Origin of the sequence: Staphylococcus sp. Y174-1, from assembly GCF_049897865.1 — a bacterium.
Lineage (GTDB): Bacteria > Bacillota > Bacilli > Staphylococcales > Staphylococcaceae > Staphylococcus > Staphylococcus saprophyticus.
The window spans coordinates 205168-231350 of sequence record NZ_JAFCXB010000001.1 but is presented as its reverse complement, the minus strand read 5'-3'; the positions used below and the strand labels follow the sequence as shown (position 1 = coordinate 231350).

Sequence of the window (26183 nt, the reverse complement as noted above, 5' to 3'; positions counted from 1 at the left end):
CATTAGTATACTGTTTGTTTATATAAGAAGCCTTCGTCAAACGGGCGATGTTCCGGTTGTATTGCTTCTATTGGATCGACAAGCATGAATTTTTCATCTTCATATGCATCTGGGTCCTCATTATACAGATCTATTGCTTCTCTGTATTGTTCAGTACAAACATTGATATAACTTTCTGACTGTAAGATGCCGTCTATTTTCAGTGAATCTATACCCGCTTCAAGTAATGGTTCCAATTCTTCTATTAAGCAAATATCGTTTGGTGACATAATATGTGTTCCATTATAATCTTCATAAACTGGGTATTTATTATCACGTTCTTCGTCATATAATAATAAATCATTCGTTTCATCGTTACGGGAGATCTTCATTTGACGTTCTTGGAAAGTGTAATAATTACCTAACAACATACGCTTAGATTGGAACATGCAAGTCATACCATGAACTTGAACTTCAATTTCAACATTCGCATGGGCTTTGATATTAAGGATTTCGTCCAAACTCAATTCTCTAGCAAGTTGTGCACGTGCAGCTCCTTTTGCTCCCCAATAATTACATTGAAAATAATTAGTCACCAGTGCTTCTGCATCCCAATGTAAAGGAATTGGATCTGTGTGTTGTTTAACATACATAACAACAGCTGGGTCTCCAAAGATAATTCGATCAACTTTTATTTCATGAAGAAAATCAATATAAGCTTCAACTGCACTTAAATGATAGTTATGGAATATACCATTTACTGCAGCATATGCCTTTTTACCATTACGATGAATCATATCCACTGCTTCAATCATTGCTGCTTTATCAAATTCTCCTGATAATCTCAAACCAAATTTTTGCTCGCCAATGACAAAGGCATCAGCACCTTTTTCAATTAATGTTTCGATATGTTTAACCGATTTGGGTGTCACTAATAATTCTGTCATTTAGATTCTCCTTTAATTGAAATGGCTAATCCATCATCAATATTTAAAAAGTTAGTCGTATAAGCTTCGTTATTCATAAGCCATTCGTTATATTCAATCACCTTTTTAACCATTTGGCGCACATTGCGAGTCCGCACAACTGAAATATCAGAAACAAAGCCATGATAGAGTACATTATCCGTAATAACTACGCCACCTTCTTTTAATAAAGGTGTATATAATTCAAAGAATTTCTTAGACTGTGCTTTAGCAGCATCAATAAATATCATATCGAAACTTTCTTGTTCGACATTATGAAATTGCTCTAACGCGTCACCCTCAACCAATGTCACTTGATTTGAAAAATCGTATTTCCTAATATTTTCTTTTGCTTGCTGTTGCATATCTGAATCACGTTCAATTGTCGTAATATGTACATCTTTAGATACAGATGCAAATTGCATTGCACTATAGCCAATCGCTGTACCAATTTCTAAAATATTTTGTGGTTTATGCAGCCTAATCAATTGCTTAATCATTTCTAAAGTAAGTCTGTCTACAATAGGGACGTTATTCGCTTCTGCATATGGTCTCAAAGACTCTATCGTTTCATCGGTTTGTTTATGTAAATTTAATAAATAGGATTGATTATTATCCATTTTCAAAACTTCCTTCGTTATAATATAATACATAAGTTTTAACAATAAAATAGGGAGTAGTATAGAAGCCTTTTGCACATAAGGTTCCTTGCCCCATCCCGGCAAAAATGGCCAATTAAAAACTCAAAATACTTATAGATTTGCGCTAGAATGCGTCATTTTATGTATGACCATCATATTTTCTTTAGAAATTATGCTTTAACATCTATTATCATTGTATTTTCAACTTAATCAGTTACCGCACAGACTATCAATCACACTAGTCATTGGTGCTCGTGCTAGTTTAATTTTAGTAAAGATGAAAAATATATTTACATATAACATTTATATGGTCTATTCCATTATTAATAAATGCAATTTCAAAATCGTATGTGTTTGAATTTAACTTTATATATTTTACCATAAACACCCCGATAATATAAGCATAAATTCCGTAGTTAGTTAACTCTTAAATATATAATTATCATTAATCATTCGATTTTTATTCGTTTATTTACAGAAAAAAACCATACTGCTTTTCCAGTATGGTTTACTTCATAGTGACTTATATTTAAAGAACGATTTTTTAATTATTCGTGGTCATGATCGTGGTCATGATCATCCATTTCTGTATTAACGACTTCTTCAATCATATCCCATTCTTCGTCAGTTTCCACTGGTAAGAATTTGCCACCTTCACCATTTTCATCTGGCTCATTAATCATAGGCACCAATTCAATTAAATCGTCATCATCTGATTCTGCACCTTCTTCAGCAAGAATAACGTATTCTTTTTTGAATTCTGGGTGGAAAAATTCTAATACTTTACGATATAAGACTTCATTACCTTCTTCATCATATAATGTAAGTAATTCCTCTTCATTGTTAATTTCTAATTGAGAATCATGGTTATGCTCTGTCATTATTAAAAGCTCCTTTTTATTGTAATGAGTCTAAATAGCCTTGCAATATAAATACTGCTGCCATTTTATCTATTACTTTTTTTCGTTTCTGTCTAGAAACATCCGCTTCAAGTAATGAACGCTCCGCAGCCATAGTGCTTAGACGTTCATCCCACATAATTATTTCTAATGATGGCAGTGCTTCTTGAAGTTGCTCCTTGTATTGTAACGAAGCCTCGCCTCGAAATCCAATAGAATTGTTCATGTTTTTTGGTAATCCAATAACTACAGTACCAACGTTATCTCTTTTTATAATTTTTACTAATGCTTCAATACCTAATTCATTGTTCTCTTCGTCTATACGGAGTGTGTCTAATCCTTGGGCTGTCCAACCCATCAGATCACTTATTGCAATGCCAACAGTCTTACTTCCTACATCTAATCCTATAATTTTATGCTTTAACATAAACTAATTCGATTTCTCTTGCAAATAGTTTGAAACTAATTCTTCCATGATATCATCGCGATCAATACGACGAATTTGATTTCTAGCTTCGTTATTGCGTGGAATATACGCAGGATCTCCTGATAATAAGTAACCAACAATTTGGTTCACAGGATTATATCCTCTTTCTTCTAAGGTATGATAGACATTTTGTAATACTGTTTTGACATCTTCTTTTGGAATTTCATCATAATTAAATTTCATTGTTTTATCAAAATTTTCCATTGTTCTTACACTCCTTTGTATCGAGTAAAAAAAGTTCTTACTTATATTCTACATTAGAATCGAATCAACTTATAGAGATTTAATGTAATCTTTAATGAAACGTAATGATTCTGTTATGTTCTCTGGTTCAGTACCGCCGCCTTGAGCCATATCAGGGCGTCCGCCACCTTTACCGCCTACTACAGGAGCCATGTTTTTAATGATATCTCCTGCTTTCACTTTATCAGTTAATGCTTTTGGTACGGTAGCTACTAATGACACCTTACCATCTATATTACTAATAAGTACAATAACAGTATCTTGTAATTTTGATTTAAAATCATCCATAGTTTCACGTATTGCTTTAGCATTAGGAACTTCTACTTCCGTTGCTAAGACTTTCAATCCATTAATTTCTTCCACTTGATTAGTGATGTCACCCATTTTTAATGATGTCACTTCTTTATTCTTTTGTTCAAGTTGTTTTGTAAGCTCTTTTTCTTTGTCTTGCATATGAACGATTTTCTCTAATACTTGGTCATCTGATTTTACTTTTACTTGCGATTTAACTGCGTTAAATTGAGATTGAATCGTTTCTAAGTATAAGAAAGCTGATTTACCAGTCAATGCTTCTATTCGACGCACTCCAGCACCTGTACCAGACTCACTTACTATTTTAAATAAACCGATTTCTGATGTGTTGTTCACGTGAATACCACCACATAATTCAATTGAAAATGGGGCCATATTTACAACTCTTACAATTTCACCATATTTTTCACCGAAAAGTGCCATAGCACCTAGTTGTTTTGCTTCAGAAATTGGCATTTCTTGAATATCTACTTCAATACTGTTCCAAATTTCTTCATTAACACGACGCTCAACCGTGTCAATTTCCTCTTGTGTCATTGGGCCAAAGTGTGAAAAGTCAAATCTTAGACGATCTGCTTCAACAAGTGAACCTGCTTGATTAACGTGATCTCCAAGGACTTCTTTTAATGCAGCGTGTAATAAATGTGTTGCACTATGGTTTTTCTTGATTGAACGACGTTCTTTGTGATTCACACTCGCTGAAACTTCAGCATTCTTCTTAACAGTACCAAATTGAATCTCACCTTTGTGCAAATTCTGACCATTTGGTGCTTTAGTCACTTCAGTAACTGCGATTTCAAAGTTTTCATTACTAATTGTACCTTGGTCTGCCACTTGACCACCACTAACAGCATAAAATGGTGTCTCACGTAAAATAAAGTAAATCGTCTCTCCTGCTTCTGCAGATTCTACAAGTTCACCATTTTGGATAATATCTGTGATGACAGAGGCTTTGTCCATAACATCATACCCAACAAATGTGCTATCTGTGGTAATCTTTTTCAATACTTCACTTTGAACTTGCATAGATTGTGAATTTTGTCTTGCTTGTCTTGCTCTGTCTCGTTGCTGTTGCATTTCTTCTTCGAATGTTTGCATATCTATTGATAAATTTTCTTGTGTCGCAATTTCTTCTGTTAACTCAACTGGAAAGCCGTAAGTGTCATATAATTTAAAAGCGTCTTTACCACTGATTTCATGGGTAGATGTTTTCGCTTGTGCAACTAAGTTATTTAGAATAGCTAGACCTTCTTCTAATGTTTCATGGAAGCGTTCTTCTTCTGATTTAATGACGCGCTTAATAAAGTCTGCTTTTTCTTTAACATTAGGATAATATGGTTCCATAATGTCAGCTACAATATCAACTAGACGATACATAAATGGTTCATTAATATCTAATGATTGACTGAATCTTACTGCTCTACGTAATAAACGACGTAAAACATATCCTCTTCCTTCATTAGCTGGTAGTGCACCATCTGCAATGGCAAATGCAATTGTACGAATATGGTCGGCAATCACTTTAAATGCCACATCATAGTTATCATTTTCCAAGTATGTTTTACCTGATACTTTTTCTACTTCATGAATGATAGGCATAAATAAGTCTGTTTCATAATTTGTACGCACATTTTGAGCAAGTGATGCCATTCTTTCAAGACCCATGCCGGTATCAATATTTTTATTGGGCAGTGGTGTATAAGTGTGATCTTTATTGTGATTGAACTCACTAAACACTAAATTCCATACTTCAAGGAAACGTTCATTTTCTCCCCCTGGATACATTTCTTCTGCAGGATCATCTTGTCCAAAATCTTCTCCACGATCATAGAAAATTTCCGTATTCGGACCTGATGGACCTTCACCAATATCCCAGAAGTTGCCTTCAATGCGAATAATACGACTTTCCTCAAGTCCAATGTCTTCATTCCAAATTCTATACGCTTCTTTATCCTCTGGATGTATTGTTACATATAAAAGTTTAGGGTCCATTGCCATCCACTTTTCACTTGTTAAAAATTCCCATGCAAATTCTATAGCTTCTTGCTTAAAATAATCCCCAATTGAAAAGTTACCTAACATTTCAAAAAATGTATGATGACGTGCTGTGAAGCCAACATTTTCTATATCATTTGTACGAATTGCCTTTTGAGAATTAACTATTCTTGGTTTTCTAGGTGTTTCTCTACCATCAAAATATTTTTTCAATGTAGCTACACCAGAATTAATCCATAATAGTGAATCATCGTCAATAGGGACTAATGGTGCAGAAGGTTCTACCATATGGCCTTTTTCTACGAAATAATCAATAAAATTTTGTCTAATTTCACTTGCTTTTAAGTTTTTCATACTTAAAATTCCTCCATCTCAACTCATGTTAGTTCTTTAAATAATTAAAAAAGAAAATAAAAAACGCCCATCCTCATAAAAGGGACGAACGTTTCGCGGTACCACCCTAGTTATAAGTGTTAACAAATTAATTCAATCTTAATTGTAAGTATCATACAGATCAAACGACTGACTTTAATTCCCTAACATACACTTATCACTTAATTAGTTATTATGCTTGCTGACACAAAGTAGCATTCAACTATACCGACTGTACTTTTCACCAACCAGTACATCTCTTTTCGCTCAGTATAATTTACTCATCTTTATGTGAAGTTAATTATATTGTATTTATTTTCTTGTCACATGTCAATCTTCAACGAAGTCATATGGGGAAATATCTCCCATATTAATCATTGGGTTAATTTTAAAAATATTGTCTTCAGTTAGAATGATATCAGCATCAAATGTGTCGCTGATTTCTTCTTCAGTAGATGCATCGTTATTAAAGTAGGCTTTTAAAAATGTGCATAACTGTGTCATTCTCACTTGTCCATGCGTTTTTAAACCAATATCAAAGGCTTGCGGATCACCTAAAAAGACAAGGGATTGTTTAGCCCTTGTTAAGCCAGTATATAATATGGGCTTTTGTAGCATTCTAAAGTATTGTTTTACCATAGGCATGATGACTATTGGGAATTCAGAACCTTGTGATTTATGGATCGACGTACAATAAGCATGAGTTAATTCTATTATATCTTGACGAACAAAAGTAATTTCATTACCTTCAAAATCAACGACTAATACATCTTTGTTCAACGCATTTTCTTTTGCCCAAAAAACACCCACGATTACACCAATATCACCGTTGAAAATATTATCATTAGGCCTATTTACAAGTTGCAAGACTTTGTCACCTTTTCTAAAAAGCACATCACCAAATTCTATTTCACGTGTATCTTTATCCTTAGGATTTAAAATATCTTGTAATACCATATTAAGTTTTTTTATGCCTGCTGACCCTTTATACATTGGTGCAAGCACTTGAATATCACTCATATCATAGCCTTTATTCACAGCGCTTGAAACAACTTTTTCCACAACTGTCGGAATCTGATCTGTATTACAATTTATAAAATTTCGATCATGAAAACGTTGGGTTATATCAATCGGTTCACCTAGTTTCATCCGATGCGCTAATTCAATAATACTAGAACCATCTTGTTGTCTATAAACTTCTGTTAAATTAACACGAGGAATCACTTTTGAATCAATTAAATCTTTAAATACTTGACCAGGACCTACAGAAGGCAATTGATCTTCATCACCTACTAAAATGATTTGTGCATCTATTGGAACTGCACTTAAAAATTGGTGGAACAGCCATGTATCAACCATAGACATCTCATCAATGATAATTAATTTTGCTGATATTTCATTATCTAAAATATCTTCCGGTTGTGTATCCTGATTCCATCCGATTAAGCGATGAATTGTCATGGCTTCTAAACCTGTCGACTCTGCCAAACGCTTTGAAGCTCTTCCTGTAGGCGCACCTAATACGACTGGATAATCATCATTTTGATAATCATCATAATTTAATGAGAGACCATGAATTTCTGCATATAATTCTACAATACCTTTTATCACAGTTGTTTTACCTGTACCAGGACCACCTGTGAGTAACATAATTTTAGAATTAATAGCAGTCTGTAACGCATCTTTTTGTGAATTTGCATAATTAACTTGATTGCGCTCTTCAATTTCTCCAATCTTCATTAAAAGATCAGACTGTTCTATTTGTTTGAGTTTATTCGTATACGCATAATTGCGATAAAGATTCTGCACACTTTTTAATTCTGAATAATATAAACTCGGAATTGCAACTTCATTTTCTTGTTGAATGAGTTTGGTATCATTTACCAATTCTTGTAATACATGATTCAATTGTTGCATTTCTATTATTTCACTAGGTGCTTGAGAAAGCATATCTTGAGTCATTTCTAATACATTTTGAGTAGGTAAATATGTATGTCCTTGCTTAATACATTCCTCTTCAAGTACATATAACAAACCCGCTTTTAGTCTTTCTGTATCATTGAACTGGATTCCAACATTTCGTGCTAAGGTATCAGCTTTATTAAATCCAATTCCTTTTACATCATATACGAGTTGGTAGGGTTTATTTTCAACAACATTAAGTGTTTCTCCTAAATACGCTTGGTAAATCGCCATAGCTAGTTTTGGTCCAAACCCTAAATCATGTAAGCGTATGATAATTTGCTCCGTCTCTTGATTACTAGCAATTTGTTCAGCAATTTGTTTTTGCTTTTTCTTAGGTAAACCAGGTACTTGCTCTAATACCGACGGGTCATTCAAGATATCGTTTATAGCATTTTCACCTAGTTTATTAACAATACTTTGCGCAGTTTTTTTACCAATACCTTTAAATAAATCACTTGATAAATAACTAATAATTGCCTCTTTAGTTTGTGGTAATTCTTTTTCAAACGTTTCAGCTTTAAGTTGTTTACCATACTTCGGATGTGTAACAACTTGGCCTTTGAATGTATAAACATCACCTTCAGCAATTTCTGGGAAAAACCCTACAATCGTAGGCATTGAATCAAATGTTTCACTTGACTCAATTGTATCAACTTTTAAAACCGTATAAAAATTTTCTTTATTTTGAAATAAAATCGCATCAACGGTTCCTTTAATCATTGAATTATTAAATAGTGTAGGGTCTCCCATCAGTTATTCCTCCTCTGCGATAGATTTAAATGTTTTTATAGCATGCTGACTCATAACATGTTCTGGATTTGCGTCTACAGCAGCTTCAAAATATTCAATTGCTTGTGCTGTATCTTCAGTCTGCATATAAGTTGCCAAACCTAAATTATATAATGCATCTGATTGTTTATTATCCATTTCTAACACCGACTTAAGTTGCTTTATCGCTTGATCAAACATTTCTAAATGACAAAGTACAAGTCCATACTGAAATTGAACCTCAACATCATGACGGTCATCTTGTTCTGCTGCAGTCATTAAAAAAGGTAAAGCCTCTTTAAATGCTTCTAATTGATTAAATGACATGCCAATCATATAGTTAGTATCGACTTGATCAACGTTAAATTTCAACGCTTGTTGATACAATTTAATCGCTTCATTAAAACGGCCTTCATTGTAATATACATTCCCGAGATTATAATAGATTGAGCCATTTTGCGGATCTAAAGTAATTGCACGTTGAAAGAATTTTTCTGCTTTATCTACTTCGTTCGCTTCAGCTAATAAAATCCCTGCATTTATGTAATTTTCTACTTCTTTTGGATTTGCTTCTATGTTTTCAAATAATGCTTTTAATGCTTCTTCAAAATTGCCCTGTTTAATTAAATTATATATCTGTTCTTGATTCATTTCTAACCCTCATTTCTGACTACTTATTATAACATTTACCACGGTATTTGAAATGATAATTTCAAAAAAAGAAATCGCTAGTTACTATATTGAATAGCTTTCTAACGATTTCGAATAAAATTCAAAATTAATATTTATACAACGTAACTTAGTTGACCAGATTCTTTATAAACGTCATCTATCGTAGCGCCACCTAAACATACATCACCATCGTATAAAACGACAGATTGGCCAGGTGTAATAGCGCGAACTGGTTCATTAAATATCACGCGTATAGCATTTTCGTTTTCTTTTTTTACAAATACTTTCGTATCTTTTTGACGATATCTAAATTTAGCTGTACATTCGAAACCATTTTCTAGATTTACATCATTTACGAAAGAGATATCAGATGCTATAAGGTAATCGCTGTATAATGCGTCATGATGGAATCCTTGTTCCACATATAAAATATTGTCATCTAAATTTTTACCTACAACAAACCATGGATCACCATCGCCACCAATACCTAATCCGTGACGTTGACCAATTGTATAATACATCAAGCCAGCATGAGTGCCGATTTTTTTACCTTTTAGTGTTCTCATTTCTCCAGATTGTGCTGGTAAATATTGTGATAAGAATTCTTTGAAATTACGTTCGCCAATAAAACAGATTCCTGTTGAATCTTTCTTTTTAGCTGTAGCTAGGTCTTGTTCTTCTGCTATTCTGCGTACTTCTTTTTTCTCTATATCTCCAATCGGGAACATCACACGTGACAACTGGGATTGAGATAACTGATTCAAGAAATATGTTTGATCTTTATTATTATCAACACCTCTTAGCATTTCAACATGACCATCTTCATGACGACGCACACGTGCATAATGTCCAGTTGCAACATAATCTGCACCGAGTTTTAACGCATGTTCTAAAAATGCTTTAAATTTAATTTCTTTATTGCACATAACATCTGGATTTGGTGTACGTCCTTTTTTATATTCGTCCAAGAAATAAGTAAACACTTTATCCCAATATTCTTTTTCAAAATTAACTGCATAATATGGAATACCTATTTGATTACATACAGCGATAACATCATTATAATCCTCTGTTGCAGTACAAAATCCATTTTCATCTGTATCATCCCAATTTTTCATAAAAATGCCAATTACATCATATCCTTGTTCTTTTAAAATATGTGCTGTAACTGAACTATCAACGCCGCCTGACATGCCAACTACTACGCGTGTATCTTTATTTGACAACTACATTTCCTCCCTAAATTTATGGTATATTTTGTGAATTTCTGAAACTATATATTTAACTTCTTGTTCTGTTGTCTGTTCATTAAAGCTAAATCTAACTGAGTGCTTCGCTCGCTCATCATCACTATACATTGCTTGTAACACGTGTGATGGCGTCGTTGTTCCTGCTGTACATGCCGAGCCTGATGATACATAAATATTTGATAAATCTAATAATGTGAGCATTGTTTCAACATCTACAAACGGTAAATATAAATTAATGATATGTCCTGTTGAATCTGTCATGGATCCATTGAGTTCAAAAGGAACTGAGCGCTCTTGTAACGACACTAGAAACAAATTCTTTAAATTCATAAGGTGCACATTATTTTCATCTCTATGCTCATTAGCTAATTTGATTGCTTCAGCTAAACCTACAATTTGTGGCACATTTTCAGTACCAGCTCTACGTTTTGCTTCTTGTTCTCCACCTAATTGTTGATACTTCAATTTAGTTTCTTCTTTTAGCAAAAGTACGCCGACACCTTTTGGACCACCAAATTTATGTGCAGTAATACTCATAGCATCCATATTAAAATCATGGAAATCAATTTCTAAGTGTCCAATAGCCTGAACTGCATCAACGTGGAATAATGCATTCGATTCTGAAACAATTTCTTCAATATCATACATAGGTTCAACAGTCCCAATTTCATTATTAACAAACATAATTGAAACTAAAATGGTTTCTTCAGTAAGTGCATTTCTTAATTGATTAAGGTTAATCAATCCTTCTTTATCCACTTCTAAATAAGTAACTTCGAAACCTTCTTTTTCGAGTTGTTCAAATACATGAAGTACAGAATGATGCTCAATCTTAGTAGTAATGATGTGTTTACCTTTGTGCATGTGCTCATAAGCAATACCTTTAATTGCAGTGTTATTTGATTCAGTTGCGCCACTAGTAAAGATGATTTCACTTGGCTTAGCATTAAACGATTTAGCAATTGTAAGACGCGCATCATCTAAGTATTTTCTGGCATCCCTACCCATGCTGTGAATTGATGACGGATTACCAAAATGTACTGAATAGACTTCCATCATTTTATCAATAACTTCTTGTTTGACGGGTGTTGTTGCAGCATAATCTGCATATACTTCCATGTTTGACACTCCTTAAATTTTTATCAATGTTCCAATAATAGCACCATATAATTTATTTTTCTAGTCGTCTGTTTCAAAATGGCCATTTTCATCTATATCTCTGAAATCATTTAATAAATTCAACGTATTTTGCGTATTAATTTTTTGTTCACTATTCATTGTAACATTAAGTAATTGTTTGTTTTTTACAACCCAATGTGTCGCATCAAAATGTTTTTGTAAATATAAATCATGTGTAACAATCAAAACTTGTCCTTTGAACTGTTTGATCATATTTAAAATTAAGTCTTGCGTTGTAATATCAAAGTAATTCGTTGGTTCATCTAAAATGAGTAAATTAGCATTTGAAAAAAACAATAGTACAAATTGCAATCTACTTTTTTCACCCATAGATAAAGAACGAATCGTTTGTTGTATTTTATCTTTATCAAAACCGAACGAAGCCAAGATTGTTTGAGCATAACTACGTGTCATATGATCTATTGACATGACCATATCTAATGGTGTTTGTCTGTAATTCAAATTATTATTTTGTTGATCAAAATACGCAATTTTTACTGAAGGCGTTACATAAACTGTACCTTTATCCGGTTTCACTTGTTGTCTTATAAGCGCAATTAGTAATGATTTACCACTACCATTCGGACCAGTTAATAAAATATGTTCATCTTTTTTAATTTCAAAATTTGCTTTGTTATAAATTATTTTTTGTCCAATACCTATACATATATCTTCTAATTTCACTAATTCTCGATTATGCACTGATTGTTCATCATTAAAATGAAACTTTCTATCCTGTTTATCCGGAGACTCTAACTGCTTTTCATTTAATTTATGTGTTAACTGAGCATTTTTTACTTTTGCTTTTTTAGCTAGTTTGCTAAGACGCTTTTGTTGTTTAGGATCACGCACACTTGTCGTAGCTTTGGCAGTTGAATGCCATTCATTCACGCGTGCAATTGATTCTTCCAGCGCTTTGATTTCTTTTTGTTGCTTATCATATGCATTTTTATGAGATTGAAATTCTAATTGTTTGACTGAATGGTATTGATTATAATCACCTTGAAATTTTCTCGATGTTTTTTTAGTGATTTCATAAACATGACTCGCAGTCTGATTTATAAAACCACGGTGATGTGAAACGTAGAGTATCGTTTGCTTAGACTTATTTATTTCTAAAATTAAATTATCTAGCATTGCTTGATCAAGATGATTTGTAGGTTCATCTAATATAATTAGCGGTTTTTCAGATATAAACGCTCTGATTAATGCAACGCTTGTTTGTTGTCCGCCACTTAATAATCGTATTGGCTTATCTAAATCTTGTTCACTTATATTAAACCGCTTTGCGGTAGTAATTATTTTTTGTTCTATCTCATAACCATTTAAAGCGATATAATCACTTATCTTGTCATAATCGGTTACAATTTGCGTTTTCAAAGTTGCAACCTCAGGAAATATTGAAATGATAAAGGTCATCGCGGTTAAATCAAATACTTGCGTCAAGTCTTGCTTCATTAAATATGATTGCGTTTCATATTTTAAATTTAAAGCATTTAACAATGTTGACTTGCCGACACCATTATCACCAATCATTGCAACATGCTTACCTAGTTCAATATCAATATTTACGTCTTCTATCAATATTTTACCAAACTGTTCAAATGGTTTTTCTGAAAAATAAAAAGACATATCATCTTCCTCGCTCTCAATAAGGACATGACACATCTTTAAATATTATAACTGTAAAAGATTATAAGGTGCTTTCACATAAAAATACTAACCAGACAATGCCTATCCCATAATAGTTTTATTTTCTTGTACATCGTTGTTATTTACCTTATGAGCATTATCCATAGTATTTTTCTTGAGCCACCTCTCATTTTAATTTCATTAATTATAACAGTGAGCAATTTCTTACGCAAGTTTAAAAACCACTGTTATACTTCTTTATATTAGTTATTTAAAGGAGGATTACGTTAATTATGAAAGACTTAAAGTTATCGGCACTTAACTTAGTGCCAATTCGTGAAGGTCAAAATGACCAGAATGCCATAGAAGATATGGTGACGTTAGCACAACAATTAGAATCCTTAGATTATGAGCGTTATTGGATTGCCGAACATCATAACGCGCCTAATCTAGTCAGTTCAGCGACCGCATTGTTGATCCAACACACTCTAGAACATACTTCAAAAATACGTGTTGGATCTGGAGGAATCATGTTACCTAATCATGCACCTCTGGTTGTCGCTGAACAATTCGGTACAATGGAAACAGTGTTTCCAAATCGTGTAGATTTAGGTTTAGGTCGTGCACCAGGAACAGATATGATGACGGCTAGCGCGTTAAGAAGAGACCAGCATAATGGCGTTTATGAATTCCCTGAAGAAGTTGAACAATTGGCAACTTATTTCGGACCAGCAAATAAACAGGCTTATGTTCGCGCGTATCCTGCAGTAAACAAAAACGTTCCACTTTATATACTTGGTTCTTCCACTGACTCGGCTCATTTAGCTGCGCGTAAAGGCCTTCCTTATGTATTTGCGGGTCACTTTGCTCCTCAACAGATGAAAGATGCTATACAAATATACAAAGAATTATTTGAACCATCAGAGGTATTAAGTGAACCTTACGTTATCGTTTGTTTAAATGCAATCGTCGCAGATACAGATGAACAAGCTGAATACTTATCAACGACACAAGCACAAGTAATGGTCAGTATAACTAGAGGAAGAATGCAACCAGTTCAACCGCCAACAGACGATTTAAGAGGTTTATTAACGCCTACTGAATTTGAATTAGCGAAACAGAGAATGGCTCAATCATTAATAGGATCAGAAGAAACTGTAAAAGCTAAATTAACTTCATTTATTGAAGAACATGGTGAGATAGACGAACTAATGGCAATAAGCTACATTTACGATCAAGATGCACAGTTAGAATCTTACCGTAAATTAAAACATGTGATTGAATCTCTATAACATTATGTTATATACAACACTGATAAAATTCAATGCACTAGAGCGCGTATGTGTACTATACATTGGAATATCAACTCAAGTAATGATAAAAAAGCACAACTTACTTTATAAAAGTAAGTTGTGCTTTTTATTTAATCGAATAAACTATTATTTTTCGTCTTTTTCTTTTTTACCATCTTTATTATCGTTATCACTGCCACCAGTGAATTTATCGATTTGTTCAGATGCTTGTTTAGCTTTTTCATTATCTGTATCTTTTAATTTATCTGATACTGTTTTTGCAGTTTCTTTTGCTTTTTCAAAGAAATTTTCAGCCATATGAATCGCTCCATTTAATTAATTGAATTAGTGTAAATTATTTTTTGAATTTATCGATAACTTCATTAGCTTTATCTTTTGCATTTTCTACAAACTCTTTAGCTTTACCTGAAGTTTTATCTTCTTTACCTTCGTTTTCTAATTCTTTATTATCAGTAACGTTTCCAACTGTTTCTTTCACATTACCTTTTGCTTGTTCAAATTTATTTTCATCTGCCATAATAATTACCTCCTTGCGATATATAATATACATACCACTCAGTAAACTAATTAAACATACAAATAAAAAATTTTTGTTTTTTACTAACATAGATATATAAACTAATAAAAAATGATAGCTTACACATTAAATATAAAACATATAACCGTCTAAGTTATTAGTTTCTTTATACTCAGCTAAATATTTTAAAGATGTATTATCAAGTACATCTCTTACCGCATCTCTCATTCTGATCCAAAGCTGTTTCTGTGCAGGTGGTTCAGACTCTATGCTTTCGACAAAGGTAATTGGTCCTTCAAGTAAGCGTATAATATCACCAGCAGTAATTTCATCCGCTGGTACTCTTAATTGATAGCCACCTTTTGCACCACGAACACTTCGAATTAATCCGGCATTTCTTAATGTACCTACTAATTGCTCTAGATACAGATCACTTAAGTTGTTTTCTTCTGCTATCGATTTTAATGACACACATCCTTGGCCTTCTTTTTTGGCAAGCGATATCATTAATGTTAACCCATATCTTCCTTTTGTTGAAATTTTCATTATATTACCTCACTTAATTCGAATACTATATATTAACATTCTATCATTTTTTAAGTTAATATAGAATAAGAAAGGTGTGAAAGATTTTGACAAATGAACCATTAGCTTCAAGAATGCGTCCAAATAATATCGATGAAATCATTTCTCAAGAACACTTAGTTGGACCAAAAGGAATTATTCGAAGAATGGTTGAAACTAAAAGACTTTCTTCAATGATATTTTATGGACCTCCTGGTATTGGTAAGACGAGTATCGCGAAAGCCATATCAGGAAGTACTCAATTTAAATTCAGACAGTTAAACGCTGTTACAAATACTAAAAAAGATATGCAACTCATTGTAGAAGAAGCAAAAATGTCTGGACAAGTTATTTTATTACTAGATGAAATCCACCGTTTAGATAAAGCGAAACAGGATTTTTTATTACCACATTTAGAAAATGGAAAAATTGTGTTAATCGGTGCTACGACGTCAAATCCCTATCATGCGATAAATCCTGCGATTCGATCTCGTGCTCAAATTTTCGAGTTATATCCACTTGACGAAAACGATGTCAGGGTATCATTGGATAGAGCATTAAATGATTCTGAAAGAGGTTTAGCTAGCTACAATCCAATGGTCGATGAAGACGCTATGGCTTATTTTACAACCCAAAGTCAAGGTGACGTTAGGAGTGCATTAAATGCCTTGGAACTAGCCGTATTGAGTTCGGAAAATATTGATCAACAACGACATATTACTTTGCAAGATGCAAAAGATTGCCTACAAAAAGGCGCTTTTGTAAGTGATAAAGATGGCGACATGCATTATGATGTGATGAGTGCATTCCAAAAATCAATCCGCGGTAGTGATGTTAACGCTGCGTTACACTATCTTGCCCGTTTAATTGAAGCTGGGGATTTACCCACAATAGTTAGAAGATTACTGGTAATCAGTTTTGAAGATGTTGGACTAGCTTCTCCAAGTGCGGGTCAACGTACACTAGCTGCAATTGAATCAGCTGAAAGATTAGGTTTTCCTGAAGCTAGAATCCCATTAAGTCAAGCAGTCATAGAACTTTGTTTATCTCCAAAATCAAATTCAGGTATCAGTGCGATTGATGCAGCCCTTTCCGATATTAGAAAAGGTCATGTTGGTCAAATACCAGATCATCTAAAAGACGGTCATTATGCTGGTGCAAAAGAACTTGGTCGTTCTATCGGTTATAAATATCCACATAACTATGAAAATGGTTTTGTCGCACAACAATATCTACCAGATAAATTGAAAAATAGAATATACTATGAACCAAAAACAACTTCAAAAAGTGAGCAACAATTTAAAGCTGTGTTCGATCATATTAATCAATCGCAGCAAAAAAATAAAGGCTAAAGCCACATTACCTCAAATACGATGAAATCATTTTCTATTTTAAGCCTTACAAATATAAAAAGCGCTAACCCAATGAAGATGGATTAGTGCTTTTTAATTTAGGCTTTATTATTACTTTTAATTGTTTGAATTAAATATCGCACAAAAATAGTCTTTTGTAGCACTTATTATTTTTTATCCTTAATTCTAGTTACAGGTATATCTTTTAAAATGTCATTAACAACGTAACTAGCACTAATTAAACCCACTACACTCGGTACAAAGGCATTAGATGAAGGTGGAATTTGTGCCTTTCTTGTTGAAGCATTTGCGTCTCCAACAGTTTCTTTAACATCTTCTCTAATGACGATTGGACTTTCATCAGAAAAAACCACTGGTACCCCTTTGGTTATACCTAATTTTTTTAATTTTCTACGAATGATTTTAGCCATTGGATCCATATATGTTTCTGAGATATCGGCAATTTGGAATTTTGTAGGATCTGTTTTATTTGCCGCACCCATGCTCGAAATCACAGAAATCCCTCTATCCAAACACTCTTTCATAAGATGAACTTTATACATAATTGTATCACTTGCATCGACAAAATAATCGATATCATAATTATTAAATAATTCCTCATATGTATCCTCAGTATAAAACATATGCAGAGATGTCAACTTACAATCAGGATTAATAAGTTTAATGCGTTCCTCCATCAATGTTACTTTACTTTGCCCAATGGTTGTTGTCAAAGCGTGAAGTTGTCTGTTGACGTTAGTAATATCAACATCATCTTTATCTATAAGAATAATATGTCCAATATTAGTTCTTGCAAGTGCCTCAGCTGCGAATGAACCTACGCCACCTACACCTAAGATAACAACAGTCTTTTGTTTTAAAAGCGCCAGGCCTTCCTGACCGTATGCTAATTCATTTCTAGAAAATTGGTGTTTCATGTCATACTCCTTATTCATAAAAAATTATTTATTTTAAAAAATCATATTGTCAAAATTATATTTTCGTTGTTCATGTATTTTAAAAGTATAGTTTATCGTTTAATATCAAAAAAATACGCAAGACCGAAGTCTTGCGTACCGATAGAGTCCGTTAGTGCCGTAGTTATAAAATGCTTGATCATTCGGCCTGCTTATAACAGGTGGGTGCCCTGTTTCTTGTTTTGCAAGTCCTCCTAAATGAGGCGTGTGCGCTGCAAGAAAACCCATTGGGCTCCCGGATCAAAGAGTGTTAGGCCCAAATATGAAGCAAACTTACGAACACTACAGATGACTATCTTATGGAATAATCATAACACAATATTAAAATATAGCAAGAATTAAAACTTCGTGAACATATTAATGACGTATACGTAATGATAGTTCTTCTAATTGATTTTCAGAAACTTCACTTGGTGCATCTGTTAATAGACACGTTGCTGAAGCCGTTTTAGGGAATGCAATCGTATCACGTAAATTCGTACGACCTGTTAATAGCATAACTAAACGGTCAAGTCCTAACGCAATACCACCATGTGGTGGTGCACCATATTTGAATGCATCAAGTAAGAAACCAAATTGTTCCTGAGCTTGTTCTTCAGTAAAGCCTAAGACTTCAAACATTTTAGCTTGCAGCTCTCCGTTATGGATTCTGATTGATCCACCACCTAATTCGTAACCATTTAACACAACATCGTATGCATTAGCTTGTGCATTTTCAGGTTCGCTATCTAATTTTTCAATATCTTCTTGTTTTGGTGCTGTGAATGGATGATGTGCTGCAGTATAGCGTTTGAGATCTTCATCATATTCTAATAATGGCCAATCTGTTACCCACAAGAAATTCAATTTAGATTCGTCTATTAAGTCTAACTCTCTTGCAAGTTTAAGTCTAAGTGCACCTAAACTTTGAGCAACAACATTGGGTTTATCAGCAACAAATAATACTAAATCTCCAGATTCTGCATTTGTTAATGATTGTAATTTTTCAATATGTGTTGTTTCAAAGAATCTAGCGATTGGACCACTTAAACCGTCATCAACCACTTTGACCCAAGCCAATCCTTTAGCGCCATAAATATTTACAAATTCAGTTAATGCATCAATATCTTTTCTAGTATATTGATCAGCTGCCCCTTTTGCAACGATTGCTTTAACTTGGCCATCATTATTAACGGCATCTTTAAATACTTTGAAGTCCATCTCTTCGCCAAGTTCAGATACATTAATTAACTCCATTTCAAAACGTGTATCTGGTTTATCTGACCCATAACGTTCCATTGCTTCATTATATGTCATTCTTGGGAATGGACGTGGAATTTCAACATGTTTGACATCTTTTACGACATTTTGCAACATTTCTTCACCCATATCCATGACATCTTCTTGATCAACAAAGCTCATTTCGATATCGACTTGAGTGAATTCTGGTTGACGGTCGGCACGTAAATCTTCGTCACGGAAACATTTGACGATTTGATAGTATTTATCAAAACCACTAATCATTAATAACTGCTTAAAAATTTGAGGTGATTGTGGTAATGCATAAAACTCTCCATCATGTACACGAGAAGGTACAAGATAATCACGCGCACCTTCAGGCGTTGATTTAGTTAATACTGGCGTTTCGATATCAAAAAAGCCTTCTTTATCTAAATATTGTCTTATTGAACGTGTTGTTTGATGTCTCATTTTAAAAGTTTGTGCTAATTCTTGTCGTCTTAAATCAAGATATCTATATTTCAATCGAATGTTTTCATCAACATTTTGATTTTCTTCATTAATAGCAAAAGGTGGCGTTTCTGATTTATTAATGATATTGATTTCTGATACTTGCACCTCTACTTGACCCGTTGCAATTTTAGGATTGACTGTTTGAGGGTCACGTTTTTTAACTAGACCTTTAACCTCTACAACATATTCCGATCTTACGGTTTCAGCAGTTTTCAATGCTTCTTCAGAAAAATCTGGATTAAACACGATTTGTACATAACCCTCACGGTCACGTAAATCAACAAAAATTAATCCTCCCAAATCTCTACGGTTGTGTACCCAACCCTTTAATGTAACTTCTTGATCTAATAAAGATTCCGTTACTAAACCACAATATGTTGTACGTTTACTCATTTTATCTTCTCCTTATTTTTAAAATAATTAACTAATTTATCTAAATCAACGCTTTTACTTTCACCTGTTTGCATATTTTTAACATTAATTTTATTTTCTTGTAATTCTTGCTCACCAATAACAATTGTATAATTAGCATTTAATCTATCCGCTTGTTTCATTTGACCCTTAACTTTACGTTGTAAGTAATCTTTATCTACCTTAACACCATTTCGACGTAAATCATTAAGTAGTTTAACTGCATATCGATCTGCTTCTTCACCCATCGTAACAATGAATAAATCAAAGTCATGTTCAGTATCTAGTTCAATGTTTTCTTCATCAAGTGCTAACAGTAACCTTTCAATACTTAAAGCAAAACCTATACCTGTTTGGTGAGGTCCATCTAATAACTCTAATAATCCATTATAACGACCGCCACCACATAAAGTTGTTATCGCACCATCATAGTTAGGATTATCAATCATTAATTCAAATGCAGTGTGCGTATAATAGTCTAGGCCTCGTACCAAATTAGGATCTTCAACATAAGGTACACCTAAGTCATCTAAATGTTGTTTGACATCTGCATAATACTGCTTAGATGTTTCATTTAAAAATTCTGTAATTCTAGGCGCATTTTTCACTGCTTCTTTATCTTTATCTATTTTACAATCCAATATTCTCATTGGATTCGTGTGCAATCTTGATTGACAATCACTACAAAAGTCGCCAATAACTGGTTCGAAATGTTTAACTAAAGCTTCGTTATATTCTTGACGTGAATCGATATCACCAATACTATTAATCACTAATTTTAAATGTTTTAACCCAAATGATTGATAAATGTGCATTGCCATAGCTAATACTTCAGCATCAACACCAGGGTTTTCAGCACCAATTGCTTCAACTCCAAATTGTGTAAATTGGCGGTAACGTCCTTTTTGTTTGCGTTCATATCTAAACATCGGACCATTATAATAAAGCTTAATAGGTTGATTTGGTAAACCTTGCATTTTATTTTCAATGTATGAACGAACTACTGCAGCAGTCCCTTCTGGACGTAACGTAATGCTTCTATCACCTTTATCTTTAAAAGTATACATTTCTTTTTGTACAACATCTGTAGAATCTCCTACACCACGTGCAAACAATTCAGTACTCTCAAAAATAGGTGTACGAATTTCTTGATAATTATATACTTCCATTAATTCATCTAATCTTGCTTCTATAAAACGCCATTTTTTAGTTTCATTTGGTAAAATATCTTGCGTCCCTCTAGGTATATTGATCATAGAATCTCTCCTTTTATGCAATAAAAAAACCCTTGCATGACTAATAAGTCATACAAGGGACGAATTTCCGTGTTGCCACCCTAATTGGTTATAAGTTGTAATTTATAACCCACTTCTTACGATTAACGCTCGTTACGCGGCTTTTTAAAAAGCACCTGTTCTTGTGTTATATATTTCTAACTTAATTTGCATAATTTTTCAGCCATGAATTATGTCTCTACACACGTAAAATGCTACCATTTCAATTAGAAATTTCAAGAATCATATCGGTTTTAATATAGAATTCATATTCAATGATAACGACTTTGTTAAAAATATGCAACCTTTTTATTCTGAAAAATACGCCCGTAGTCCTTCAACAATTGTTTGTTCTACAATATGACGATGTAATTTTTCTGTAATCATATCTTCATCTGTTGGATTACTAATATAACCTAGTTCTAATAAGACAGCAGGTACGTTTGTTTGTCTCAATACTTGGAAGTTTTCTTGTCTTGCGCCTTTATTGGTTAATAACGCTTTCTTTTGCAAGCTGGCACTTAAGGTTTCAGCTAATGCTTTTTGATTGTCTTTAAACCAATAGACTGTACTTCCATTTGCTGTGGAAGATTTAAGTGAATCATTATGTATACTAATATAAGCATCACCTTTAATATTACGGTCATCAAGTGTTACATAAGTATCAGACTCACGCGTCATACTTACTGTTGCGCCTTCTTTCTCAAGAAGTGCTCTTAATTCTTTAGCCGTTTTTAAAGTATATACTTTCTCTTTGCTTTTTTTGTGGGTATTACTTGATGCACCCTGATCACTACCACCGTGACCAGGATCAAGTACAATTGTTTTATCTTTTAATGGTTTAGCATTGGGATTCTTATCTGCTTGAATATTCAAATTGGTATGCCAACCTGCTACCCAACCTTTTTCTTTGTTATTACTGGATACAACTTCTATCCATTTACCAGTTTTGCCTATTTTATGGAAATTTTGTCCTTTGTCAATTGAATGTATTTCAGGATAAGCAGCGCTAGGTCCTGTTCTCAATTCAGCATCTTCAGTAATATAAATCGTACTACTGTCTTCGTCATTATGATTTAAGAAAGCAATGGCCATAAAAACAAAGAGTACAAATGCAACAACGACAATAAGTGTGGGGATGTTTCTAAGATTATGTTTTTCTAACCAATCATTGAACTTCTTCATATGATTTTGCCATCCTGACTTTCATAAATAATCGTTACAGGACCATCATTGGCAATATCAACAAGCATGTCTGTACCAAATTCACCGGTTAATACATTAATACCATATGAGCGTAAAGTATCATTGAATTGTTCATATAATTCATTAGCGCGATCAGGTGACATCGATTGTGTGAATCCTGGTCTATTTCCTTTTCTAACATCTGCATACAAAGTGAATTGTGAAATAGACAATATTTCTCCTTCAACTTGTTGTAAGTTTAAATTTAATTTACCATCTGCATCCTCAAATAAACGTGCATTAACAATTTTTTTCGCTAATGTAGCAATATCTGCTTCAGTTGATGATTTTCCTACACCAACTAATAAACAGTAGCCTTTATTTATTTTATTATCTACTGAGTCATTTGTAACTGAAGCGTGTTTCACTCTTTGAACTACGATTCTCATTTGGTTGCACCTCTAATTCCATACTCTAGTGACTGTGTATACATCGCCGAGCTGTTTAATTTTATCTACAACTTGGTAAACTTCATTTACATTTTTTACCATAACACTAATATTAATCACTGCGTTTTTGTCAATATCTGAACGGCCTGAAACTTTGACTAAGTTGCTTTGTGTTGAATTGACAGCTTGTAATACTTCATTTAAAAGGCCGTTTCTATCGTAAGCAGAAACTTCTAAATCCACTTGATAGCGTTGCGTTGAATCCTTTGAGCGTACCCATTCAACATGTATCAATCTTTCTTTTTCATTCTTGATATTTGGACAGTCCGTTCGGTGAACTTTTATGCCATGACCTTTAGTGATATATCCAACGATATCATCTCCGGGTATAGGATTACAACATTTTGATAATCTAATTAATACATTTTCAATACCTTCTACATATACACCACTATCGGTTGTAATATCATCTTTAATTGGTACAGATTTAGTAATTTCTTGTGCTTCATTCAAGGCTTTTTGTTTATCGATAATACGTTGTTTTTCAGTTAATTTATTGACTATTTGTAGTGCAGTTACGCCACCAAAGCCTACAGCTGCAAATAAATCATCTTCATTTGCAAAATTATATTTATCATTAACGACAGCGATATTATCATCCGTTAGCACGGTATCAACTCTAAAGCCTTGGTCTTTAATTTCCGCTTCAATCATGAATTTACCCTTTTCAATATTTGAAGAACGGTCTTGCTTTTTAAAGAAACTACGTATTTTACTTTTAGCACTAGATGATTTTACTATTTTCAACCAATCTCTACTAGGACCATAAGAATGTTTACTCGTTCTGATTTCTACTATATCACCAGTTTGTAACACATAATCTATCGGCTCAATTTTACCATTTACTTTTGAACCAATCATCTTATTACCTACTTCACTATGTACCGCATAGGCAAAATCGATAGGAACCGCACCATATGGTAATTCAATTACATCACTTTCTGGCGTAAATGCATAGACTTTATCACTTTGCAAGTCAAATTTAAGAGTTTCCATAAACTCTTCAGCATCAGAAGTTGTATTATTTGTTTCAGCTAATTCCTTAATCCAATTCAATTTATTATTAAAATTTTGTGACTTCTCAGTTACTTTCTTACCTTCTTTGTATGCCCAATGTGCTGCAACACCGTGCTCTGCAATTTCATGCATTTCAAAGGTTCTTATTTGAATTTCTAATGGATCGCCATTAGGGCCCACGACTGTAGTATGTAATGACTGGTACATATTCTGCTTCGGCATAGCAATATAGTCTTTAAATCTGCCTGGCATTGGTTTCCATAATGTATGCACTAAACCTAACACAGCATAACAATCATTAATTGAATTGACGATGATACGTATTGCTAATAGATCAAAGATTTGATCAAATTGTTTCTTCTGTTTAACCATTTTTCTATAAATGCTATAGATATGTTTAGGACGACCATTAATATCCCCTACAATATTCATACTAGTTAAATCAGACTGAATTTGATTAATCGCGTTTTGAATATACTCTTCTCTTTCACTGCGTTTCTTTTTCATGAGATTCACGATTCTAAAATATTGTACAGAATCTGTATATCTTAAAGCCGTATCTTCTAATTCCCATTTAATCGTATTAATCCCTAATCGATGTGCTAATGGTGCATAAATTTCTAATGTCTCTTTAGAAATTCTAATTTGTTTTTCCCTTGGCATTGCTTTTAATGTTCTCATATTATGTAATCGGTCTGCTAATTTAACTAAGATAACTCGAACATCTTTAGCAATAGCAATAAATAATTTTCTATGATTCTCTGCTTGTTGTTCTTCTTTAGATCGATATTTCACTTTTTTTAATTTTGTTACGCCTTCAACAATTACTGCAATTTCTTCATTGAACATGCCTTTCACATCATCAAATGTATAAGGTGTATCTTCAATTACATCGTGTAAGAAACCTGCAACAATCGTTGGACCATCTAAATGCATTTCCGTTAAGATACCTGCAACTTGAATTGGATGCATAATATAAGGTAATCCATTTTTTCTAAATTGGCCTTCATGTGCTTCGTAGGCTATATGATAACTTTTTAATACAAATTCATAGTCCTCTTTTGATAAATATGATTTTGCTTTAGATAGTACTTCATCTGCACTATATGGATATTCATTATTCACTTAAGACACCCCTATACTAAATATTAATCGCTATTAGATACCCAGTATTATATTTCGTTAGCTTCAATAGCTTCTATTCATTGTATTATTTTCGATTATAACGTTTTTTTACGTTATTAGGCCAAATTTTGTATAATAGTTATATAATACTACATGTTATTAAATAAATAAATGCGTAGGCCATACGAATAATAAAATCCAGTTTAAAATTATTCTAATTTTCATTTCAAAGTATCATTTAGAACAGTCCATATTTGAATAAATAAAAAAGTCAGATAGCACATGCCTTAAAATGTGCATATCTGACTTCTTTTACTAGATTAATTTAATCTTCATATGAAATTAAACTCATTACATCATAGTCTTTAATTTTTTCAATACCGTTTAAGTATTTTAATTCTATTATGAATGCGATGCCAACAACAATGCCACCTAATTTTTCAACAAGTTTAATAGCAGCTTCAATTGTTCCACCTGTAGCAAGTAAATCATCCGTGATTAATACACGTTGCCCTGGTTTTATAGCATCTTTGTGCATTGTTAACACATTCGTGCCATATTCTAAATCATATTCATAACGGATAACTTCGCGTGGAAGTTTGCCTTCTTTACGCACTGGTGCAAAACCAATGCCCATTGAATATGCCACTGGACATCCAATGATGAAACCACGCGCTTCAGGTCCAACAATAATATCTACGTCTCTAAGTTTCGCATATTCAACAATTTGATCAGTAGCGTAACCATACGCTTCTCCATTATCCATAATTGTCGTTATATCTTTAAAATTCACACCCGGTTTTGGCCAATCTTCAACTTCAGATACATATTGTTTTAAATCCATTCAAA

The 26183-nt window shown here is 33.2% G+C and carries 23 protein-coding genes and 1 other RNA gene; 2 read left to right on the top strand and 22 right to left on the bottom strand.

All coding sequences use genetic code 11. The features are described 5' to 3' along the window. Positions 1 to 2: 2 nt before the first annotated feature. The 11 genes from ACP7BT_RS01220 to sal all read right to left on the bottom strand — a co-directional run bounded on the left by ACP7BT_RS01220 (position 3) and on the right by sal (position 13359). On the bottom strand, positions 3 to 926 hold the full coding sequence (locus ACP7BT_RS01220) for a peptidase U32 family protein (RefSeq protein WP_002483125.1): 924 nt from the start codon (positions 924 to 926) through the stop codon (positions 3 to 5). Further along, the gene (locus ACP7BT_RS01215; RefSeq protein ID WP_002483124.1) at positions 923 to 1564 is read right to left on the bottom strand and encodes an O-methyltransferase; all 642 of its coding nucleotides are present in this window, start codon (positions 1562 to 1564) and stop codon (positions 923 to 925) included. The genes ACP7BT_RS01220 and ACP7BT_RS01215 overlap by 4 nt, the downstream gene beginning before the upstream one ends. A 569-nt stretch (positions 1565 to 2133) precedes the next feature. After that, on the bottom strand, positions 2134 to 2466 hold the full coding sequence (locus tag ACP7BT_RS01210) for a DUF1292 domain-containing protein (RefSeq protein ID WP_002483123.1): 333 nt from the start codon (positions 2464 to 2466) through the stop codon (positions 2134 to 2136). Positions 2467 to 2482: 16 nt separating this feature from the next. Then, the gene (gene ruvX, locus ACP7BT_RS01205) at positions 2483 to 2911 is read right to left on the bottom strand and encodes a Holliday junction resolvase RuvX (RefSeq protein ID WP_011302969.1); all 429 of its coding nucleotides are present in this window, start codon (positions 2909 to 2911) and stop codon (positions 2483 to 2485) included. A gap of 3 nt (positions 2912 to 2914) precedes the next feature. Beyond that, on the bottom strand, positions 2915 to 3175 hold the full coding sequence (locus ACP7BT_RS01200; protein ID WP_002483121.1) for an IreB family regulatory phosphoprotein: 261 nt from the start codon (positions 3173 to 3175) through the stop codon (positions 2915 to 2917). 69 nt (positions 3176 to 3244) lie between these two features. Next, positions 3245 to 5875, bottom strand: a complete 2631-nt coding sequence (gene alaS, locus ACP7BT_RS01195) for an alanine--tRNA ligase (RefSeq protein WP_369083790.1) — start codon at positions 5873 to 5875, stop codon at positions 3245 to 3247. A gap of 348 nt (positions 5876 to 6223) precedes the next feature. Then, positions 6224 to 8608, bottom strand: coding sequence for an SF1B family DNA helicase RecD2 (gene recD2, locus ACP7BT_RS01190; protein WP_041080574.1), 2385 nt, complete (start codon positions 8606 to 8608; stop codon positions 6224 to 6226). 3 nt (positions 8609 to 8611) lie between these two features. Further along, positions 8612 to 9277, bottom strand: coding sequence for a tetratricopeptide repeat protein (locus tag ACP7BT_RS01185; RefSeq protein WP_041080573.1), 666 nt, complete (start codon positions 9275 to 9277; stop codon positions 8612 to 8614). Positions 9278 to 9411: 134 nt separating this feature from the next. Continuing rightward, a complete protein-coding gene (gene mnmA / locus ACP7BT_RS01180; RefSeq protein WP_002483117.1) occupies positions 9412 to 10524 on the bottom strand; it encodes a tRNA 2-thiouridine(34) synthase MnmA in 1113 nt (370 codons plus the stop codon). Beyond that, a complete protein-coding gene (locus ACP7BT_RS01175; protein WP_041080572.1) occupies positions 10525 to 11667 on the bottom strand; it encodes a cysteine desulfurase family protein in 1143 nt (380 codons plus the stop codon). 60 nt (positions 11668 to 11727) lie between these two features. Next, positions 11728 to 13359: a Sal family ABC-F type ribosomal protection protein gene (gene sal, locus ACP7BT_RS01170; RefSeq protein ID WP_075339788.1), complete on the bottom strand. Its 1632-nt coding sequence runs from the start codon at positions 13357 to 13359 to the stop codon at positions 11728 to 11730. Positions 13360 to 13652: 293 nt separating this feature from the next. On the opposite strand from sal, the gene ACP7BT_RS01165 reads away from it, so the two are divergent. Continuing rightward, positions 13653 to 14651 (top strand): LLM class flavin-dependent oxidoreductase, encoded by a 999-nt coding sequence (locus ACP7BT_RS01165; protein ID WP_041080571.1) that lies wholly within the window; start codon positions 13653 to 13655, stop codon positions 14649 to 14651. A gap of 147 nt (positions 14652 to 14798) precedes the next feature. On the opposite strand, the gene ACP7BT_RS01160 is transcribed toward ACP7BT_RS01165, so the two are convergent. The 3 genes from ACP7BT_RS01160 to cymR form a co-directional block, all read right to left on the bottom strand. After that, positions 14799 to 14969, bottom strand: a complete 171-nt coding sequence (locus ACP7BT_RS01160) for a hypothetical protein (protein ID WP_162835595.1) — start codon at positions 14967 to 14969, stop codon at positions 14799 to 14801. Between the two features lie 37 nt (positions 14970 to 15006). Continuing rightward, complete coding sequence (locus ACP7BT_RS01155; RefSeq protein WP_002483111.1) at positions 15007 to 15189, bottom strand: CsbD family protein; 183 nt, start codon at positions 15187 to 15189, stop codon at positions 15007 to 15009. 126 nt (positions 15190 to 15315) lie between these two features. Next, positions 15316 to 15735 (bottom strand): cysteine metabolism transcriptional regulator CymR, encoded by a 420-nt coding sequence (gene cymR / locus ACP7BT_RS01150; protein ID WP_002483110.1) that lies wholly within the window; start codon positions 15733 to 15735, stop codon positions 15316 to 15318. A gap of 86 nt (positions 15736 to 15821) precedes the next feature. On the opposite strand from cymR, the gene ACP7BT_RS01145 reads away from it, so the two are divergent. Further along, positions 15822 to 17105: a replication-associated recombination protein A gene (locus tag ACP7BT_RS01145; RefSeq protein WP_041080570.1), complete on the top strand. Its 1284-nt coding sequence runs from the start codon at positions 15822 to 15824 to the stop codon at positions 17103 to 17105. 167 nt (positions 17106 to 17272) lie between these two features. Here ACP7BT_RS01145 and ACP7BT_RS01140 read toward each other — a convergent pair whose 3' ends face one another. The 8 genes from ACP7BT_RS01140 to ACP7BT_RS01105 all read right to left on the bottom strand — a co-directional run bounded on the left by ACP7BT_RS01140 (position 17273) and on the right by ACP7BT_RS01105 (position 26178). After that, positions 17273 to 18043: a tRNA threonylcarbamoyladenosine dehydratase gene (locus tag ACP7BT_RS01140; protein ID WP_002483108.1), complete on the bottom strand. Its 771-nt coding sequence runs from the start codon at positions 18041 to 18043 to the stop codon at positions 17273 to 17275. 141 nt (positions 18044 to 18184) lie between these two features. Further along, positions 18185 to 18376: non-coding RNA, 6S RNA (gene ssrS, locus ACP7BT_RS01135), on the bottom strand. A gap of 63 nt (positions 18377 to 18439) precedes the next feature. Further along, the gene (gene aspS / locus ACP7BT_RS01130; protein WP_002483107.1) at positions 18440 to 20206 is read right to left on the bottom strand and encodes an aspartate--tRNA ligase; all 1767 of its coding nucleotides are present in this window, start codon (positions 20204 to 20206) and stop codon (positions 18440 to 18442) included. Then, positions 20203 to 21480, bottom strand: coding sequence for a histidine--tRNA ligase (gene hisS, locus ACP7BT_RS01125; protein ID WP_002483106.1), 1278 nt, complete (start codon positions 21478 to 21480; stop codon positions 20203 to 20205). Before hisS ends, aspS begins: the two co-directional genes overlap by 4 nt. 327 nt (positions 21481 to 21807) lie before the next feature. Continuing rightward, complete coding sequence (locus ACP7BT_RS01120; protein WP_075339790.1) at positions 21808 to 22683, bottom strand: N-acetylmuramoyl-L-alanine amidase; 876 nt, start codon at positions 22681 to 22683, stop codon at positions 21808 to 21810. Further along, entirely contained in the window at positions 22680 to 23132 is a 453-nt protein-coding gene (gene dtd / locus ACP7BT_RS01115) for a D-aminoacyl-tRNA deacylase (protein WP_037538327.1), read from the bottom strand. The genes ACP7BT_RS01120 and dtd overlap by 4 nt, the downstream gene beginning before the upstream one ends. Positions 23133 to 23144: 12 nt before the next feature. Further along, complete coding sequence (locus ACP7BT_RS01110) at positions 23145 to 25334, bottom strand: RelA/SpoT family protein (protein ID WP_002483103.1); 2190 nt, start codon at positions 25332 to 25334, stop codon at positions 23145 to 23147. A 325-nt stretch (positions 25335 to 25659) separates the two neighbouring features. Further along, entirely contained in the window at positions 25660 to 26178 is a 519-nt protein-coding gene (locus ACP7BT_RS01105) for an adenine phosphoribosyltransferase (RefSeq protein WP_002483102.1), read from the bottom strand. Between the last annotated feature and the right edge of the window lie 5 nt (positions 26179 to 26183).